The 18763-nt window shown below is 69.2% G+C and carries 18 protein-coding genes; 2 read left to right on the plus strand and 16 right to left on the minus strand.

Going from position 1 to position 18763, the window contains the following annotated elements; translation table 11 throughout:
• Positions 1–14: 14 nt before the first annotated feature.
• From ACWESM_RS00475 to ACWESM_RS00545, 15 genes are all read right to left on the minus strand, one after another.
• Entirely contained in the window at positions 15–323 is a 309-nt protein-coding gene (locus ACWESM_RS00475; RefSeq protein WP_067802237.1) for a transposase, read from the minus strand.
• Positions 320–2464: a hypothetical protein gene (locus ACWESM_RS00480; protein ID WP_356961665.1), complete on the minus strand. Its 2145-nt coding sequence runs from the start codon at positions 2462–2464 to the stop codon at positions 320–322. Before ACWESM_RS00480 ends, ACWESM_RS00475 begins: the two co-directional genes overlap by 4 nt.
• Positions 2465–2471: 7 nt before the next feature.
• Entirely contained in the window at positions 2472–3962 is a 1491-nt protein-coding gene (locus ACWESM_RS00485; protein ID WP_355070521.1) for an SCO6880 family protein, read from the minus strand.
• Complete coding sequence (locus ACWESM_RS00490) at positions 3959–5434, minus strand: hypothetical protein (RefSeq protein WP_379251033.1); 1476 nt, start codon at positions 5432–5434, stop codon at positions 3959–3961. Before ACWESM_RS00490 ends, ACWESM_RS00485 begins: the two co-directional genes overlap by 4 nt.
• A complete protein-coding gene (locus ACWESM_RS00495; protein ID WP_452490546.1) occupies positions 5428–6234 on the minus strand; it encodes a hypothetical protein in 807 nt (268 codons plus the stop codon). The genes ACWESM_RS00490 and ACWESM_RS00495 overlap by 7 nt, the downstream gene beginning before the upstream one ends.
• Before the next feature lie 23 nt (positions 6235–6257).
• Positions 6258–7070 (minus strand): hypothetical protein, encoded by an 813-nt coding sequence (locus ACWESM_RS00500; RefSeq protein WP_452490548.1) that lies wholly within the window; start codon positions 7068–7070, stop codon positions 6258–6260.
• Positions 7067–7723, minus strand: a complete 657-nt coding sequence (locus tag ACWESM_RS00505) for a hypothetical protein (RefSeq protein WP_364425882.1) — start codon at positions 7721–7723, stop codon at positions 7067–7069. Before ACWESM_RS00505 ends, ACWESM_RS00500 begins: the two co-directional genes overlap by 4 nt.
• Before the next feature lie 31 nt (positions 7724–7754).
• Entirely contained in the window at positions 7755–8030 is a 276-nt protein-coding gene (locus tag ACWESM_RS00510; protein ID WP_379251041.1) for a hypothetical protein, read from the minus strand.
• A gap of 8 nt (positions 8031–8038) precedes the next feature.
• Positions 8039–8335, minus strand: coding sequence for a hypothetical protein (locus tag ACWESM_RS00515; RefSeq protein WP_039799032.1), 297 nt, complete (start codon positions 8333–8335; stop codon positions 8039–8041).
• A 51-nt stretch (positions 8336–8386) separates the two neighbouring features.
• Positions 8387–9049, minus strand: a complete 663-nt coding sequence (locus tag ACWESM_RS00520) for a DUF6668 family protein (RefSeq protein WP_364425887.1) — start codon at positions 9047–9049, stop codon at positions 8387–8389.
• Entirely contained in the window at positions 9046–9924 is an 879-nt protein-coding gene (locus tag ACWESM_RS00525; RefSeq protein ID WP_355070507.1) for a MinD/ParA family ATP-binding protein, read from the minus strand. Before ACWESM_RS00525 ends, ACWESM_RS00520 begins: the two co-directional genes overlap by 4 nt.
• Positions 9925–9939: 15 nt before the next feature.
• The gene (locus ACWESM_RS00530; RefSeq protein WP_452490551.1) at positions 9940–10908 is read right to left on the minus strand and encodes a hypothetical protein; all 969 of its coding nucleotides are present in this window, start codon (positions 10906–10908) and stop codon (positions 9940–9942) included.
• A 57-nt stretch (positions 10909–10965) separates the two neighbouring features.
• Positions 10966–12564 carry a cutinase family protein gene (locus ACWESM_RS00535; RefSeq protein WP_452490553.1) on the minus strand — a complete coding sequence of 533 codons (1599 nt, stop codon included), beginning with the start codon at positions 12562–12564 and terminating at the stop codon, positions 10966–10968.
• A 299-nt stretch (positions 12565–12863) separates the two neighbouring features.
• Positions 12864–15272, minus strand: coding sequence for a RelA/SpoT family protein (locus ACWESM_RS00540; protein WP_364425894.1), 2409 nt, complete (start codon positions 15270–15272; stop codon positions 12864–12866).
• 342 nt (positions 15273–15614) lie between these two features.
• The gene (locus ACWESM_RS00545) at positions 15615–16592 is read right to left on the minus strand and encodes an alkaline phosphatase family protein (protein WP_452490556.1); all 978 of its coding nucleotides are present in this window, start codon (positions 16590–16592) and stop codon (positions 15615–15617) included.
• A 259-nt stretch (positions 16593–16851) separates the two neighbouring features.
• On the opposite strand from ACWESM_RS00545, the gene ACWESM_RS00550 reads away from it, so the two are divergent.
• The gene (locus ACWESM_RS00550) at positions 16852–17637 is read left to right on the plus strand and encodes a metallophosphoesterase family protein (RefSeq protein ID WP_452490558.1); all 786 of its coding nucleotides are present in this window, start codon (positions 16852–16854) and stop codon (positions 17635–17637) included.
• A complete protein-coding gene (locus ACWESM_RS00555) occupies positions 17634–17966 on the plus strand; it encodes a YnfA family protein (protein ID WP_355070497.1) in 333 nt (110 codons plus the stop codon). Before ACWESM_RS00550 ends, ACWESM_RS00555 begins: the two co-directional genes overlap by 4 nt.
• 268 nt (positions 17967–18234) lie before the next feature.
• Here ACWESM_RS00555 and ACWESM_RS00560 read toward each other — a convergent pair whose 3' ends face one another.
• Positions 18235–18744, minus strand: a complete 510-nt coding sequence (locus tag ACWESM_RS00560; protein WP_364425901.1) for a winged helix-turn-helix transcriptional regulator — start codon at positions 18742–18744, stop codon at positions 18235–18237.
• Between the last annotated feature and the right edge of the window lie 19 nt (positions 18745–18763).

The raw sequence follows: 18763 nt of genomic DNA on the forward strand, positions 1-18763 counted from the left end.
CGCGCAGCCCGGGTTCACGTGCGGCGCCGAGTCTCGTTGAGGGTGTCGGCCAGCGTGCGGTTCATCTCGGCGGCGGCAGCCAACTGCTGTTGCAGCAGTGCGACCTTGCGCCGCAGCGCGGTGGCGTCCATCCGCTCCAGACTGGGGCCTTCGGCCGCGCGCACCCAATTGCGCACCGAGTTCGTGTGCACACCGATCTGCTCGGCGACCACGCGGCATGCCTCCGATTCACTGCGCAGCTTGCCGGTCAGCGCGATGACCTGTTCGACCGCCGCTTGACGCACCTCCGGCGAGACGCGTCGGTAGGACCGGTGCGGCATCATGCGGCGCTCCCCGGTGAATCCGTTCCTCGCGAGATCGATTCGGTGAACTCGCTGAACCGCTGGTTGGTGTCGTGGATCCCGCTTTCCTTCTCCGACAGCGTGAATTCCATGTGGAAGGGGATACCGGGGCGGCGATCCTCACCGATTTTCAGCAGGAACTTACCGGTGCCGGGCGGGGAGGGCCGCTGCTGTCCCGGTTTGAGCGCCTCGCCGGTCAGCGCTTGCGGCGCGGACCATCCGGTCACCATCTCCTCCTCGGCCGAGGTGAACGGAACCGTGCTGTCGAGCCGTTTGATCTCCTCGGCCGGAAGCGCGCCGAAGATCTTGGCGCGCGCCCGCTCGAGGAAACCGAGCGCCTTCGCGATGGCGGCTTCCGATCCGAGCGCCTGCAGGTCCTTGATGGTGTGGCTGATCATGATCAGCGCGGTGGCGATGCCGCGCTGCAAGCGGGTGAGCTCGTCGACGCGGTCGACCATGAAGTCACCGAGGCCGAGCACCTGCCACAGCTCGTCCATCACCACTTGGAAATAGCGCTGCGGACCGAGTTTCGCGTCGGCGAGCACGTGCGCGGCCTCGACCGAGGCGAACCCGTCGGCCCAGCAGGCCAGCATGACCGCGGCTTTGAGCTTCTTGTCGCCGGTCGGGATGTGTGAGACGTCCATGCACACCGCGACCGCGCTGGTATCGATCGGCACGGTGGTCTGGCCGTTGAAGACCGCGCCGAACGGTCCCTGGGTGAGCGCGCGTAGGGAGCGGCGCAGCCCCTTGATCGCCTCCTGGTACTCCGCGGTGTCGTCGGCGCCCGCGTCCAGCATCAATTCCTCGCCGCCGCCGACGATCACCTCGAGCAGGTTCTCCATGATCGGCGGCTGGTCCGGCGTGTACCCGCTGCCCGGCCGGTAGAGTATGCGCAGCGCGGTGGCGATCAGGGTCTCCTCGTAATCGCGGACACGATCGCCGCGTACCAGTTCCACCAGGCCCGCGATCAACGTCACCTGCCTGGCCCGCAGGTCCTGCAACACCTGCAGCTGCAACGCCGGGAACTCTTCCAGTCGCGGGACGACCGCGCCGAGCACGCCCGCCGCGAGCGGGTTGAGCTTGCCGTGCCCGTAGCCCAGATCGATCACCTGGCCGCCGACGAGCTCGACCATCTTCCGGTAGTCCGGTTTGACGTCGGCGAGGATCAACGGCGTGATCCCTTGCGCGATGCCACCGAGCACGATGCGGCGGACCAGCGAGGACTTGCCGAAACCGTTGAGGCCGAGCACGAACAGGCTGGGCGCGGTGATGAAGCTGCCGCGCATGAACCAGTTCATCGGGTCGAAGCAGACCGGCGCGCCGGTGTGCAGATGCGAACCGAGGGGCGTGCCGATCAGCGGCGCGCCCGCGCCGACCGACCAGGGCCACAGACCGGCGACCTGGGCCGTGGTGGCACGGTACTCGACCGGGCGGCCGACCACGTTCATCCGGCCGCCGCCCGCGCCCGCGTAGCCGCGGTCGGTGAGTTGCGCTGTGCTGCGGTCGAATCCGTCCTCGATCGTCTGCTCCGCGCGGGCCGCGTAGTTGCGGCGGCGGATGTCGTCGGTGCGGACCCGGAACTGCGCCCATGCCGCCCGCAAGCCATTGCCCTCCCGGGCGAGCATCTCCAGCTTGGCACGGGTGGCGTCGTCGAGCAGCGGTGGCCCGGATTGCTTGCGCCGATCGGCTTTCGCCTTCGCGCGACGGGCCGCCTTGTCCGTGTACGGGCTGCCCATCGCGCGGTCGGCGGTGTAGTCGACCTTCGCGGGCCGTGCCACGCGACCGTTCCTGGCGCCGCTGCGCTCCGGCCGCGCGGCGATGCGCTCGGTGACCGCGTCGCGGGACATGCGAGGGTTCCGTTCGGCCCGGGAGCGTTCGTTGTGCCCCCGGTCGGCGCGCACGCCGTCGGAGCGGCCCGCGCCCGGTCGAGCGCGACGCTCGCCCGCTCGCCGGTCGGTCGTGTCCACGCCCAGCCGGTCCTCGCCGTTCACCCGCGCCGAGTCCCGTGTGGGGCGCCGCCGTTCCGGCCGCTGTCCCCACTCGTCCCGGCCGGATTGTTCGAGCCGCCTGCGGCGTGCGTCCTCGTCCCGTTCCCGCACGGGTGGCTCGTAGTCGCGTGCCATGAATCGCTCACCCCGCCAGTGCCTTCGGAATTGTCGCGTGTTCCGGCAGGATCACCCCGCAACCGAGCGAGGCCGCGAAGGCCGCCGCCTGGTAGCGGTAGCACCGCCGAATCTTCAAGCGCGCCTGGGTCGACAGGTCGCGCGTGATGGCTTCGATGCGCGGCAGGTCACCGCGCAAGGGCTCGGTGATGGTCACCAGCGCCCCGAAGCGGGTCACACCGTGACCCCTGGCCTGCTCCTCGCGGGCCTGCTGAGTCGCGCCCACCCGCAGCGTCGCCGCCGCGGACACGACTCCGCGTTCGCTCTGTTGGGCCACCAACGCGTTCTTGAAATCGTCGTCGACGATCTCGGCGGCGTCGGCGGCCGAGTGCGGACGGTACACGATCGCGATACGTTTGCGCGGCACTTCGGGATTCGGCGCGAGCAGCCGCTGCAGCACCCGCTCGTCGACCGCGCCCTCGGGGGCGGCATCCATTTCCCAGGTGACCGACCGGCCACCGTCGTGCACCAAGTAATCCCACTTCTCGTCGTGGGACACCGGGCCCGCGTCCGCCCAGTCCAGGCCGTGCCCTTCGGGTTCGCCCGCGGCCACCTCCAGGTCGGCCTGCGAGGCGGGATCGTAACTGCGGCGGATGAACGAGATCACCTCGTCCGCCGACATCGGCTGAGCGCGCACACCGGCTTCCGCCAGCGCGGCGCAGATGCCGGGCAGGCGCCGGCCGATCTCCACGGCTTCTTCGGCCGGGTTCTTGCGGCGCTCGGCGGTGGTGGCCTTGAACGTGATCGCCACCCGCGGCAGCAACTGCACGCGCTCCTGCGGCAGTTCGGTGGCCAACTCGTACATCACCTGCTGGGCCAGTTCGGGCGCCTCGGGCCTGGTGATCGTGGAAACCTCGGTGAGCAAACGGTTTCCGGTCTCCGGCACGGTGTCGATCACCGGCACCACGGCGACGATGTCGCTGGTCTGTCCGACCGAGGCCAGGAAGGTTCCCCACGCCGACACCCACCGGTCGATCACGGGCTGATCCACGGCCTCATGACCCTGCGGCCACGCGCGCAGCACCACGGTGTACTGGGCGAACTGCGGCAAGTGGATCATGCCGAAGCTGTAGCCACCCGCGTCGATGCCCTCATACAACTTGGAGGGCGCGAGCAGGCCCGGCAAACGGGTGACGCCGCCGGGGATCCGGGAGAAGCGGCCACCGCGGTACACGTGCTCGCCACGACTGCGCGAGCGCATCCAGTTGAACATCATCAATCCCGTCTCGTAGCCCGAACGACCTCCGGTCCGCCACACCAGTGGGACCATCACGACGACACCGACGCCGCCGACGATCACACCCCACTGGAAGCCGCCGACCATCGCGGTGATCAGCGCCGTGATCACGACCGCGAAGCCGAGCACGGTTTCCTCCCAGCGCAAGCCGAAAAGGCCTGCGCTGCGCGGCTTCTGCCAAAGCCCGTACGAGCGGCGCTCGTAGGTGTCGGTGATTGTCATCGCGGAATGGTGCTCCTCCCGAGGTCGGGTGAACGGTTCGTCCAGCGATCGCCCGCGACGTCACCCATGGCTTGGTCGGCCCGGCTCAGCCCACCGCTCGCGGCGCGCGCCGCGCCGATCCGGCCTGCCGTCCTGGCCGCTCCGGACGCTACCCCGGCCGCGCCCGCAGGTCCGGAGGCGCGCGGAGCCGCGCCGCCCTGGGGGCCGCCGCCACCGCGCGGCGGCGTCGGCCGAGGTGCGCCGCCGCCACCACGCGGTCCGCCCGCGCCGCCCGGGCGCGGTCCGGTGCCGCTGCCGCTCACATAGCCTGCCCGGCCCGGCGCCGCAGTGCCCTTCACGCCGACCGCCTTGGTGCCCATGGCGCCGAGAGCAGCCACACCGACCAAGGTGCCGCCCGCCGCGGTGAAACCCGAACCGCCGCTGCCGACGATCGCGACGGCCGGAGTGACCAGTCGCATCAGCGCGGGCAACACGAATGCCACGCTGCACAACAGCACGATCGCCACCAGCATGCGCTGGGCCTGCTCACCGTCGGGCAAGCCGCTGGTCGGAGTGAGCGAGTCGACGTGGCCCGCCGTGGTGAACGCGATCATGTAGACGATCGCCGCCACCGGTTTCCACAACATGAAGGCGATGATCCAGCCGATGAGCTTCTGATAGGACTGCTTGCCGATGTTCATGCCGGAGGCCGCCGCGGCCAGCGGGAGCACACCGGCCGCGATCACCAGCAGTCCCTGCCGGACGATGGCGAGCACGATCTGCGCGAGCGCGCCGAGCAGGCCCACGATCGCGATGATCAGCACCAATCCGGGCGAAAAGGCCTGCAGCTTGCTGGTTTTCACCATCAGCTCGGCGAGGTCCTTGGCATTGCCGTTGGTCGAGTCGTCGATGATCCACTCCGCGAAGCGGTCCGACGCCTGCGTGCCCGCGACGATGACCGCGCCCAGCATCCAGGAGCTGAACACGACACGGGTGAACATCCGGAACGATTCGGCCGCCTCGTTCATCGCGGCCCCGCGTCTGGCTTCGGCCAATCGCGCCCCGGACAGGATCACCGACGCTATCAGCAGCAGGATCTGCGCTTGATAGGTGTAGTCGTTGATCTTCGTGAACAACGAACCGGAATCGCTGACCGCCTCGTTGGGCACCTTCATCCAGAAGGTCAACGCCAGGATGATGGCCTCGCCGAGACCGTTCATCAGCGAATCGACCACCTTGCCGAAGGTGGAGTCCCAGGCCTTGTCCTTCACCGCCGTCGCAGCCTGGTTGGGATGCGAGGCGGCATTGCCCGCCTTGCACGCGGCGGACGCGGCGTCACCGAGGGTGAAGCCGGGCAGCCCGAGGCCGTCGAGGCTGTCGTGGATCTCGTTGCACGTATCGTCGAAGCCGTACGTCTGGCCGTAGGCCACGGTCGGAGTCGCGATCATCACCGTGAAGATGACCGCGAGGATTGTGACTAGCCGCCTCACCATTGTGTCCACCCATCGATCGAACCGATCGTTTCGAGCGGCTGCGTGTCGCCCGCGGACGACTTCAATCTCCAGCCACCGTCACGCCATACCACGTTGAGTCTCATGGCCACCCAACTTCGCCCACCGTGCAGGAACTCACGGGTCTTGCGGGCGACACGAACAACAGCGAAATCGTCACCATAGCTTTCGATTCGAAATGCGTCGGACGCGTACAGCAGCGGTTTGACGCTCTCCGGCAAGACGTCGGGCACTTTGCCCTCGGCGATCTTGCGCTCCCGGTCGGCGAGTTCCTCGGGCGTGAGTATCACCAACCGCTGCCACAGCGTGTGGTCGGTGGGCCGGGCCACGGTCCGCCAGTAGATCTGCTCGGCGGCCAGGGCGGCGCCCTGCGGGGTCTTGGCGAACCCCGTCGGCACACCGTTGTCGACGCGCGCGGGTCCATCGGTCGTCGAGAACGGAACCACGGGGCCGCCGTACACCTGTTGCCAACCGCCCGGCTGGTTCGTCCCGCCCGGCGCGCCGGTCTGCCACTCCGGATCGGTCGGCGTCCGTGGCGCGCCCGACTGCGAGAGCGCCTGCCCGGCGGGGTCTTTCGGGATATCGAAACGATGGCCGAACGAGTCCGCACCCGTTCCAGCGAAGGACGACCCCGGACCGGGTGCGCCGGAAAGGTCGGCCGATGCCGTCGTCTGCGACACCTGGCCGGCTGCCGCGTCGTCGTCCCGGACCGCGAACACGGTGACGACCGCGGCCACCGCCACGGCCAGTACCGCTCCCGCGCCCAGCACGGCAGGCGGCATGCGATCGGAAGACCTCCTACGACTCACCATCGCGTCCACCCCTGCAGCGACTCGACGTACTCGGTCTGGGCGTTGTTGGTGGTCGTGGGCTTCAGGCGCCAATCGCCCGCGTCCCACACCATGGCCAGACGCGTCGCCGCCCACAGTTGTTTGCCGTCGATCACCGGGCCCCTGGTGGCCAACCGGACGATGGCGAGATCGTCGGCGTAGTCATCCACTTTGAACGCGTCCGAGGCGACGAAGTAGCGGGTCACCTTTTCCGGCTGCTGTTTCGGCAGCCGGGAGTCGGCCAGCGCCTTGTCGTAGGCGGCGATCTGCTGGGCGGAGACCCGGACCTGGCGCACGTACAGGTCACGGTCGGCGGGCCGGGCGTTGAGCCGGTAGGTGATCTGCGCCGCGGCCAGCACCGCGCCCTGCGGGGTGTGCGAGTACCCGACGGCCAAGTCGTCCTCGACCCGGGTCGGCCCGTCGGAGGTGGAGAACGGGACGGACGCGCCGTACACCCGCTGCCAGCCGTGTGGTTCGGCGGTACCCTCCGGCGCGGCGGTCAGCCAGTCCGCGTCGCTGGGCTTGCGCTGCCGGGAGGGGTCCTGCGCGAGCGGTTGCCCGGCAGCGTTGTTCGGGATGTCGACCCGTCTGCCGAGGATGTCCAGCTCGGGGCTCGCGAAGCCGGTGCCGCCGGAGCCTTCGGCGACGGCGGGCGCGCCTGCGACCGGCTCGTCGTCACGGCTGACGAAAACGAAGATGCCGACCACCACGATGAGCGCCAGCACGGCGGCGGAGGCGACGATCCCGAAGGAGACACGGTCGCGCGCGTACGACTCCCTGTCGCTCACGTCGGTGCCTCCACTTTCACGATGTCGGTAGGTAATGCGTCGATCGAATCGATCGGTCGCACGGTCGACTCCGGATCCGGCAGCCGTAATCTCCAGTCGTCGCCGAACCACTCCACGGCCGTGTGGTGCACCGCCTTCGATCTGTCGGAGTACTCCGTGTAGACGTCCACGGTGGACCGCGACTCCGAGTAGCCGGTGATCTTGTAGCCGAGCAAACGGGGCGCGAACTCCGGGCCCGCCGGGCCGGTGATCGACAGCTGCACCCGGTTGATCGCCCATTCGTCCTTGGCCGGGCCCGGAACCAGCTCCGCGGCAGCGACTTTCGCCCATTGAGTATCGGCCGCCACGGCCAGCCGCACGGAGTGGGTCAGCGCGGCGATGGCCGCGCCGCGCGGCGAGTGCTCGAAACCGGTCGCCGCGCCGTCGGCCGTCGACCGCGGTCCCTGGCCGGTGTGCGGCAGCGGCACCCCTTGGAACGGCTGCCACCGCACATCGGTGGGAGCGGCCGAGAGGTCCGGCCCCACCGAGTCCGTGCCACCGCCGCAGCCGACCGCCGCGAACAGCAGCGCGGCGCCGACGACTCCGGCCGCGGGGCGACGGATGTCACGCCGCCACGCCGCGGTGTCCGCCGGCCGCAGTACTGTCGAATTCATTCCCGCGTCGTCCCCGTCCCGCTCCGGCGGCTCACGCGGGCAGGAACGCCAGGGCGATCCCCGACGCCGTGCTCGCCACCACAGCACCCAGCAGGCTCATCAGAACGCCGTGCGAGGCATCGTTCATGGCCAGGTCACTGCGAAAGACCAGCCACAGCTTCCCCGCGGAGACGATCATCCAGGCCAGGCACACCAGAAGGACGAACCACAGCAGCCAGTTCAGCAGCTGCATCAGCGGTGCGAGAACGTCGGCGGGCATCTGCTTGTAGGCCAGCGACCCGGCCGCGAGCATCTGTACGGTACCCATCGCCGACATCAGGTCCCGATGACCGCGTTCATGATGGTGCCCGCGCTGGTGGCGACCACGCCGCCGATCATCGCGCCCGCCACCATCTTCGGCGACTCCAGACCACCACCGGTCCACTTCTCCCAGGCGAACTTGCCGCCCGCGTAGACGATGCCACAGATCCCGGACAACAGGACGAACCACGTGAGATACCGCACCAGCTGCAGGATCTTCTCCGAACCGGGCGGCGCCTCGGGCGTCGGATTACCGACTTGCGCGAGTACGGTGCCGTACGTGTCCTGCACGGCGAGGAGGAGCGTGCTCATCGGGTGCCTTTCTCGAATAGTGGGTGGTGGTCGCCGATGCGATGCGGACGTTCACTCATCGGACGGCTTGCGAAGATCCGGAGACCCGCGGTCGTAGCCGGCCTCCTCCAGTGCCGTCCGAGCTGCCGCCACGATGTCGGCGCCGAGCTCCCGGACATCGAGCGGGACTTCCTCCAGCAGATCTAGCTTGCGTTTCCTCGATGGCACCAGGTCACCGGGCGACCACACCGGCAGCTGCTCCGGTTCGACCAGTGTCCACTCCTCGTACCACGGCACCTGCCACACCTGTCCGGCCAGGGAGCCGACCACGTCTCGGTAGCGCCGGATCTCGGGAGCCATCCGTCCTGGCCTGGCGGCGACGGTGATCAGGCCGAGCACGTCGGAAGGACCGGCGAAACCCGAAAGATGTTGGCGCAGAAGATCGTGCGCGCGAGACAGACCGGCGATGGTCTCCCTGGCGACCAGGACGACGAACGGGCTTTCGCGGTCGAAGACGCCGGGCCAGCGGCGGCCCGAATCCGCCGCGGGCGCAAGCACATGCGCGAGGGTACTGGCTCCCGCTCCGCCGTGCACACCCAGCAGCCAGACCAGCGGCGCACGGCCGACACCCGGTACGGGACGGTCCCAGACGGCGGCACGGCGGGACTCCGGCGGGGCGATCACACCGGCGGGCGCGGGATCGGGCTGACGCGGAAAAATCATGGCGGCGGTCATGATGCCACCCCGGCGAGCAGGCGCCCATACGCCCGGCGCGTCTCGTCCGCCAACGAGGAGTGCCGCACGAGTTCACCACGGGCCAGATGCGGATCGTAGGGAATCTCCCTGATATCGCGAACCCAGCCGGACAGGTGCTGGCGCAAATGATCCGCTACCCGGGAGTCGTCGCCGGGATACTGGTGCGAGATGACGATGGTGGTGTCGCCGACGATGCCGCCGCCGTGTCCTTCCTCGGCGTCACCGAACTGGTCGTCGAGCCATTCCAGGGCGACCCGCAGCCGGTTGGCCGCATCGTTGCGCGCCGGAATGGCAAGTACCAGAGCGACTTCCGCGTCGTCGAGCAAGGGAAGCAGTTGCCGGGCGGCAATCGGATGCCCCCCGTCGTAGACGCCGGTGTATCCGGCGTCGCGCACCGCGCGGGCGACCGTGAGATAGGTCGCACGCCTGCGCAGCGGCGCGGCATCGCGCCACAGCAGGCCGACGCCCGAGGTCGCCCGCGACAGGCACTCCTTCAACGGCGCGGGCTCGTCGTCACCGCGTCCGTACAACCAGGACTGCAAACTGATCGGGTGCAGATGCTCGTCCGCGCCACGCAGCGCGAGATCACTGCCCGCCGAAGTGGCGTCCACCGCGACTGTCGGCGTTCCACCCGTGCCCATCTCACCCGCCAAACCCAATGCCGTCGTCGTGGTACCCGCACCACCGCATCCACCGACCACCAGGATCGGCCGCTGCGCCGGACGATCCGCATCGGAACCGTCACCCTTGCCGCGCCGCAACCGCACTACCGGAGCCTTCGAACGCACCGGCCGGCTCGACGCCGCGCCCTCCCCGGGCGCATCGTCGAGCCAGCGGCTCCAGTCCTCTCCCATCGCCTCTGCTCTCCTTTATCCGGCCGTGATACCCGTGATCAGGGTGCGGCCGTCGATCACCGCGGTGGTGACCGTCTGCCTGTTGTACGTGGCGGGCGCGCCGCCGGGCCGGTACTCGGTGACTTCCACCGAATACCGGTTGTCCGCGACCGTCACGATCCGCACGCAGTGCGTCGTGCCGATCGGGACGGAGTCGATGCCCCGCTGGATGACCCAGGCGGGCTGGACGTCGGCGTCCGGAGCGACGGCCGCGCGGGCGCGGTCCCCCGAACGTTCGACGTAGTACGCGTACTGGAACGACAGCACCGCGTCGGGCCCGGAGCCCGTGCCGCCCGGCTCCGCGCTGCGCACGATCGCGTCACTGCGCTCGGTCGGGCAGGCGCCCGCGCTCACCGCGCGCGGGTCGCCGCCCGCGTGCACACCGCCGACGGTGAGCTGCACCGACGCGGACCCATGTGAGTCCTTGGGCAGCGCGGCGCGACCGGCGGCGGAGCGCAGCAGCAGCAGCACGCACACCGCGGCGACGGCGATGATCAGCACCGCCGCTATCCCGATGAGCAGCAGCCGGGCTCGGCGCACCGCCGGATGGTCGCGGGCGGCTTGGCGCAGCGCACGCGACGCCGCAGGGCGCGGCCGCTCGACCGGCTCGGGTGTGTCGTCGTCGGCCCACGGCAACTTGACCGGATCGGTTTGCCGCGGCGCGACGTAGTCGTCGTCGGGGCCGGGCGCCCGGCCGGTCACCACCCAATCCGACCACCCGCCGGTGAATTCGCTGCGCTGCGCGGGCAGATCCGACAGGACCTCCTCGGGCTTGCGCTGCCACGGCTCGGTGTCGTCGCGGATGTAGTCCGGATAGCGCGAAGGCGCGTCGTCGTCTGCCGGGGCAATGGTGTCCGCCTCATCCGGCTTGCCCGCCTCTGGCGTTCCGACCGCCGGCTCGAGAGCGCCGTACCAGCGGGAAAGCTGTTTGTACGACTTCAACATTCCCCCATTCCCGCAGAGCAGGGCACGCAGTATCGCATCGTCGGACCCTCTCGGCGATCAGTTCGTGGAGAACGGGTAGGTGTTGGGTGTGCCGGTTCGGTCGGTGGGCGGAATCGACGTCACGCCGCTGGATGAGGCGCCGTCGGCTCCTGTCCCGAACGGAAATTGTCCCGTACCGGACGAACTCGGCGTGGGAGACGCGCCGGAGCCGTCCCCGAAGAATCCGGTCGGCTGCTTCTCCAGCACGGCCCTCGGCTCGGCCTTGCTGCCGAAGGCGTCGGCGATGTCGCGAGCGATCGCCGCGAACCAGTCGGCCACGAACTGGGTGGGAGCGTCACCGTTCGCCGAGACGGTCGCGCTGGTGTAAGCGGTGTGACGCTGCACGGTGTCCCAGTAGCGCACCCACGTGGTCGTGTTCAGCAGCTCGCTGTTGTCGGTGATGTTCTGCACCACCGCGTCGAACGCCTGGGTGACCAGACGGACGCCGGTGGTCGGCGGGATCAGCTGCGGAATAGCGCCGAGCAGCTTGACGCCGAGCGACAGCAGGGCGGCGGGCGGATTCGCCAGGCCCGCGGTGGCGAGCTCGGCGATGTTCGCCGGGGCGATCACCGTCCGGACCATCGCGATCACCGAGTTCAAACCGATCATGCCGACTTTCAGCAGCGCCTGCAGCGCGGCGGGCAGATTCAGCGGAGTTCGTGGATCCGAGGCGTCGGCGAGGCGCTGCGAGATCGACTTCTGCGGCGAGATCGACAGGGTGGCCAGCGAATTGCCCTGGATGTCGCCGTTGACCACTTCGGTCGCGGTCTTGATGGAGGTGAACGCCAGCGCCTGCGCGATCGATACCAGTGAGGCGATCGGGTCGCCGCCGCTGAGCTTGGACTGGCCCGCCACGTTGGCGACCGCCTTCAGGATGGGCGCGCCGTCCGGGGCGTCGCAGGCGAGATCCCCCGCCGCGCAGAAACTCGCCACCCGGCCGGTGAGCGCCCCGAAATTCGCGGCCTTGTCTCGTTCCGGGCCGATGCCGCCGCCGGTGGCGGGCGCCTGCGGCAGTGCGGCGATGGACACCAGCCGGTCCCCCGAGGTTCCCGGCGCGGGGTCCGGCGTCGCCTTGCCGGGCGCGCCGGGAAAAAGCGGCGCACCGGGATTGCGGGTCGGGTCGCCGAACAACGCGACCGCGGCGACCTTTTCGGCGGGCAGCGCACCGTGCCCTTGGCCGACCTCCTGGGCGAACATCGAGGCGACGTGCGCGCCCTGCGAATAACCGACGACCGCGAACCGGCTGTTCGGGCAAGCCTCGGCAACGGTCCCGGCCATGCTCCGCAGACGGGCCAGGCCGCCGGCCACGGATTCCGAATACGGCGCCGCGCCACCGGCTGTCGCACCGCCGAAGCCGGATTCGTATGGCACGTAAGCCCGATCGACGAGTCCGGTGTCCGGAGCTTTCGCCATCATCGGGCGGAACACGGTGGAAAGCATTCCGGTGTCGGTGGTGGGCGCGGCATCCGGCGACGATTCACCCGTTCCTTGAATGCCCAAGGCGTACAACGCGGGACAGGTCGTGAGACGGATCTTCGTCGACGGGCCAACAGGATTCGACGGCTCAGCCGCGGCGACACCGGCGGTCGCCACAGCCACGGCGAGTGCTACCAGCATCCCCGAGAGTCTTGCCGAGTATCCAGTCATAGCGATCCGCAATCAAGTCGTCAGCCGCAGCTACCTCAACGCCATGAAACGCAATAGACCGTAACAGATTACGGCTATTACTGCCGCATCGACGGAAAACTTCCACGACACACCGAGTTGAACGCGACACGCAGTGGCGCGTTCCGGGGAAGGGTCCGACAAGTTTCCGGCATCGCGCCCCGAATGGCAACCCCTGGAGCCGAGTTGGCGGCAAGCGGAAACCCTTGCGATAAGAGCTAATTGACAGCTACTCGAAGGGTTCGCGCGCGTCAGGCCGCGGAGGTGACGCGGTAGACGTCGTAGACGCCCTCCACGTTGCGCACCACGTTCAGCAAGTGCCCCAAGTGTTTCGGATCGCCCATCTCGAAGGTGAACTTGCTGATCGCCACCCGGTCGCCGTGCGTGGCCACCGAGGCGGACAGGATGTTGACCTTCTCATCGGCCAGCACCTTGGTCACGTCGGACAGCAGCCGCGTGCGGTCGAGCGCCTCGATCTGGATGGCGACCAGGAACACCGAGGACGGCGACGGGGCCCAGGACACCTCGATGATCCGTTCGGCCTGCTCACGCAGGGAGCCGGCGTTGGTGCAGTCGGTACGGTGCACGCTCACCGCGCCACCGCGGGTCACGAAGCCCATGATCTCGTCGCCGGGCACCGGAGTGCAGCACTTCGCCAGCTTGGCGACCGTGCCGGGAGCGCCGGGGATCAGCACGCCCGCGTCGCCGGTGACCCGCTGCCTGCTCGGTGTCGTCGACGGGGTGGAGCGTTCGGCCAGCTCGTTCTCCACGTCGCCGATGCCGCCGAGCTGCGCCATCAGCCGCTGCACCACGTGGTGCGCGGAGACCTGGTGCTCGCCGACGGCGGTATAGAGCGTGGAGATGTCGGTGTAGTGCAGTTCGTGGGCGACGGCGGTCATCGCGTCGACGCTCATCAACCGCTGCAGCGGCAGCCCGACGCGACGGACTTCCTTGGAGATCTGCTCCTTGCCGCTCTCCAGCGCCTCCTCGCGACGCTCCTTGGCGAACCATTGGCGAATCTTGGCCTTGGCGCGCGGCGACACCACGAAGTTCTGCCAGTCGCGGCTGGGTCCCGCGTTCTGCGCCTTCGAGGTGAACACCTCGACGACCTCGCCGTTCTCCAGCTGACGCTCCAGCGCGACCAGGCGCCCGTTCACCCTGGCGCCGATGCAACGGTGCCCCACCTCGGTGTGCACGGCGTAGGCGAAGTCCACCGGCGTCGACTTCTGCGGCAGCGTGATCACGTCACCCTTCGGCGTGAACACGAAGATCTCCGGCGATTTCAGGTCGAAGCGCAGCGACTCCAGGAACTCGGCGGGGTCGGCGGCCTCACGCTGCCAGTCCAACAGCTGGCGCATCCACGCCATGTCGTCGACCTCGGCGGTGTCGTTGGAGTGTTTGCCCCTGGTCTCCTTGTAGCGCCAGTGCGCGGCGATGCCGAACTCCGCGGTGCGGTGCATGTCCTGGGTGCGGATCTGCACCTCCAGCGGCTTGCCGTCCGGCCCGACCACGGTGGTGTGCAGCGACTGGTAGACGCCGTAGCGCGGCTGGGCGATGTAGTCCTTGAACCGTCCCGCCATGGGTTGCCACAGCGAGTGCACCACGCCGACGGCCGCGTAGCAGTCGCGCACCTCGTCGCACAGGATGCGGATGCCCACCAGGTCGTGGATGTCGTCGAAGTCCTTACCCTTGACGATCATCTTCTGGTAGATCGACCAGTAATGCTTCGGGCGGCCCTCGACGATCGCGTTGATCCGGGACGCGGCCAGCGTGTTGACGATCTCGGCCCGCACCTTCGCCAGGTAGGTGTCGCGCGAGGGCGCGCGGTCGGCGACCAGCCGGACGATCTCGTCGTATTTCTTCGGGTGCAGGATCGCGAAGGCGAGGTCCTCCAGCTCCCACTTCACCGTCGCCATGCCGAGGCGATGGGCGAGCGGTGCGATGACTTCCAGCGTTTCCTTGGCCTTCTTGGCCTGCTTCTCCGGCGGCAGGAAACGCATGGTGCGCATGTTGTGCAGCCGGTCGGCCACCTTGATCACCAGGACACGCGGGTCGCGGGCCATCGCGATGATCATCTTGCGGATCGTCTCGGCCTCGGCGGCCGCGCCCAGGTTGACCTTGTCCAGCTTGGTGACGCCGTCGACGAGGTGCGCGACCTCGGAGCCGAAGTCCTGGGTGAGCTGTTCGAGGCTGTAGCCGGTGTCTTCGACCGTGTCGTGCAGCAGCGCGGCCACCAGCGTGGTGGTGTCCATGCCGAGTTCGGCGAGAATGTTCGCCACGGCGAGCGGATGGGTGATGTAGGGGTCACCCGATTTGCGGAACTGATGCTTGTGCCGCTCGTCGGCCACATCGAACGCGCGTTGCAGCAGCGTCAGGTTCGCCTTCGGGTACAGCTCGCGGTGCACGGTGGCCAGCGGCTCCAGCACCGGCTTGACCGCCGCGATACCGCGCTGCCCGGTCATGCGGCGGGCCAGACGGGCTCGCACCCGGCGCGAAGCCGAGGTCGGAACGGCGGAAGAGGTGCCGGGCTGACGCGGCGGGGTCGCGTTCGCCGACTCCGGCGATTTCGGGGTCTGCGCGGCGTCGGTGGCGCCCGCACCGTTCGACCGCGGGCCCGACGTCGATTGCTCGACCTTCGCCTCGCCCAGATGCTGAGTCATGCCACCACCTCTCCGCGCCTCGATCGGACCACCCTATCCGACCGGTGCAACCTCCCGGACCACCAACTTTAGTCCGGGCGGAGCACCCACGTCCGCTCTGCTGAGGAAGGATGCGCGCCGGAGTGCCGGGACGACGAACCGGCGCGGGCGCGCAGGGGTCCCGGCCACCCTCTTCCACCGTCGTATTTCGGACACATACGGAGCGCGGCGCTCGGTAGCCTCCCTGCGCACGCGACGCTCTCCGCAGCGAGATTCATTCACTTGACCAGCGCTTTTACCCGATGAGGCGTGATGCCCGAACCGCTGGGGCGAGAACTACGAGCCGAGGCGAGACAGGCGCGGTCAGCGAATGGCGGCGGGCTGGGATCCGGCGAACGGCGTCCGGTCGGAGCCGGGCTCGGAACGAAGCGAGCGACCGTCGAGATCGGCGGCGGGAGCGACGTCGAGCAGGTCGAGCACGGTCGGGGTGATGTCGACCAGGGTGGCTCGGGTACTGGTGGCGCCGGGCCGGAAGTCCGGGCCGCGAGCGATGACGAAGTTGGTCGTCTCGTCCGAGGACTGGCCGCCGTGCCCGCCTTCGGGGGTGTGGCCGTGGTCGGCGGTGACCAGGACGGTCCACCGCTCGGCGGGGTGGGCGGCGGCGCGGGCGTCCACCGCGGCGACGATGCGTCCGACCAGGACATCGATGCGCCGCACCGCGTCGAGGTAGGCGCGCGAGGCGCCACCCGCGCCGTGACCGGCGTGGTCCACCTGGTCCAGGTGGGTGAACAGCAGGTCGGGCGCGAACCTGCCGATCGCGGACGCCACGGCGTCGGCGGTGGCGGCGTCGGTGCGCGACTCGTCCGGATCGTCCGGCACGGGCGCGGTGGAGACCACGACGTCGGCGCGCGGGCTGCCGCTGCCGGTCATCGTGGCGATCTGGTCCCAGGTGGCGATGGACTGGGACTTCGACGCGGGCCGAGCGCGTTCGAGTTGGGTGAACACCGTGGGGTACCGCGCGAACGGCGCGGCGGTGAACTGGTTGTCCGTGATGCCGTGCTTGCGATCCCACACGCCGGTCAGCACGGTGGCCCAGGACGGACCGGAGATGGTGATGTGCGGGGCGATGGACGAACGGCTGAGCAAGCCCTCGCCGCTCAGCCGCAGCAGATTAGGCGCCTGCGCCTGCTCGACCTTGCCGTACATCAAGCCGTCCAACCCGATCACGACCACTTTGGCCGCGGGCGCCTCGCCCTGCGCGACTCCGGCCGCGGCGGAGAGTGGGAGGAACACAGCCGCCGCGGTGGCAACGACTTTCGACAGCAGTTGCGCTCCGCTCATATCGCGACCATGCGGGAGCGACCGGCGCGCGCGATAGTCCGACGCGGCAGTGTTCATGGACGTTTCATCGGACGCCACACTGCCCGTAGTCTCACTGAACAGCCCTTGAACAAGGAATAGCCAACAGCTATATACCGATCTCACGGTGGGTCGCTGTCGGGTGAACGCGGAGTTTCCTGCTTCGCCCCGGTCGGCCGTCGCGGACGTGCTTCGCGCCGTCGCTTGACACGCCCTTCGCCGGTATGGCTGGCTGGCCGTTGTGACCCCAGCGCGCACCGCCGAGCGCATTCGCGTCGCGGCCGTCGGCGACCTGCATATGCACGCGGCCGTGGCCGGGCGTTTTCGTCCGGACTTCCTGCGCCTGTCCGAAGCCGCCGATGTCCTTTTGCTCGCAGGCGATCTCACCGATGGCGGCACCCGCTCGCAAGCCGATCTGCTGTGCGCGGAACTCGAAAGTCTTCCCGTGCCGGTGGTCGCCGTACTCGGCAATCACGACCATGACGACGAATCGGGCGACCTGATCGCGGCACGGCTCACCACGGTGGGCGTCCACGTACTCGACGGCACTTCGATCTGTCTCGAGATCAACGGCATTCGGCTCGGCGTCGCCGGAGTCATGGGCGGCAGCGGTGGCTTCCCCGGCCATCCCGGCACACCGGACGAGGGGTCCGCCGAACACCGCGCTCGCATGCGGCGCGGACCGGTCGACGCCCTTCGCCTACGCCGGGCACTCGGCCGGATCGACTGCGAAACTCGCATCGCGCTCACGCATTTCGCGCCCGTCGTCGACACCCTGGCCGGGGAACCGCCGAAGATCTACCCCGGCCTGGGTTGCCATGATCTGGCCGAGGCGGTCGACGCGGGCGGGGCGGTGCTCGCCGTCCACGGACATGCCCATGGCGGTACCGAATTCGGCCGCACCCAGGGCGGCGTGCCGGTACGCAACGTCTCCTACCCGGTACTGCGGCGCGCCTACGCCGTCTACGAGGTCGGGCCGGGCTCGCGACGTCCGGCGGACCGCGAGCAAGTACCGTCCCCGCCATGATCGTCGCCCGTTCACTGCTGCTGTTCGCCCTCGCCGCGCTCGCCGAAATCGGCGGTGCCTGGCTGGTGTGGCAGGGCTGGCGAGAACAGCGCGGCGTCGTCTGGATCGCCGCGGGCGTGCTCGCGCTCGGCGTCTACGGATTTGTCGCCACCTTCCAGCCGGACCCGAACTTCGGCCGCATCCTGGCCGCCTACGGCGGTGTCTTCGTCGCGGGCTCGCTGGCCTGGGGCATGCTGGTGGACAAGTTCCGCCCCGATCGCTGGGACTACCTCGGTGCGGCGATCTGCCTGGTCGGCGTCACGGTCATCATGTACGCGCCGCGCCGCTGACCGGAGTGTCGCGGCGCCCTCGATCGTTGTCTCGCGAATCCGGTGCACGCCCTCGAGGAACGACCGCGCGAGCGTCCCGCGGGCGGGTGCTCCGATTCACTCGGGTGCGCCGAACGCCCACACCGCCGCAGGCCGGCCGGTCGCTTCGACCCGACGCCGTTCGGCGGTGCGCGCCAGTCCCGGGATGGCCGCCGGCGTCCGGTTCAGGTTCGCCGCATCGGGACGGGCTCCGGACAGCGCCGTGGCGGCCTCCACCGCCGGACTTCGGTCAGTCCGCGGCGTCTGCGGCTTCGAGCACTCCCCCGATCAGCATCGTTCCCGGCGCTTGCCTGCCACCGGGTCCGGAAAGCCACCGGACATTGTCCGCGGTGAGCGACCCACCGCACTCCCGGCACACCACCACGCCCGAGGTTGACCGCCCGCACTCGCGATGGACCACTACGGCGGGCGGGCCTTCCGTGCCCGCGAGCCATTTGTCACCCCAGGTGAGCAGCATCGCGAGGACCGGATACAGGTCACGGCCACGTTCGGTGAGCAGATACTCGTAGCGGGCCGGATTCGATTGGTACGCCCGCTTTTCCACGATGCCGTGCTCACGCAGCACCTCCAGACGAGCGGCGAGCACATTGGAAGCGATGCCGAGGTCGCGACGCAGATCCTCGAAGCGGGTCAGGCCGACGAACAGATCGCGCAGGATCAACGGCGTCCAGCGCTCGCCCATCGCGTCGACCGTGCGCGCGATCGAGCAAACGATGTCGGAGAAAGCGGCCTTGGGCATTTGCCCAGTCTAGTCCATT

This window comes from Nocardia sp. NPDC003999 (assembly GCF_053604885.1).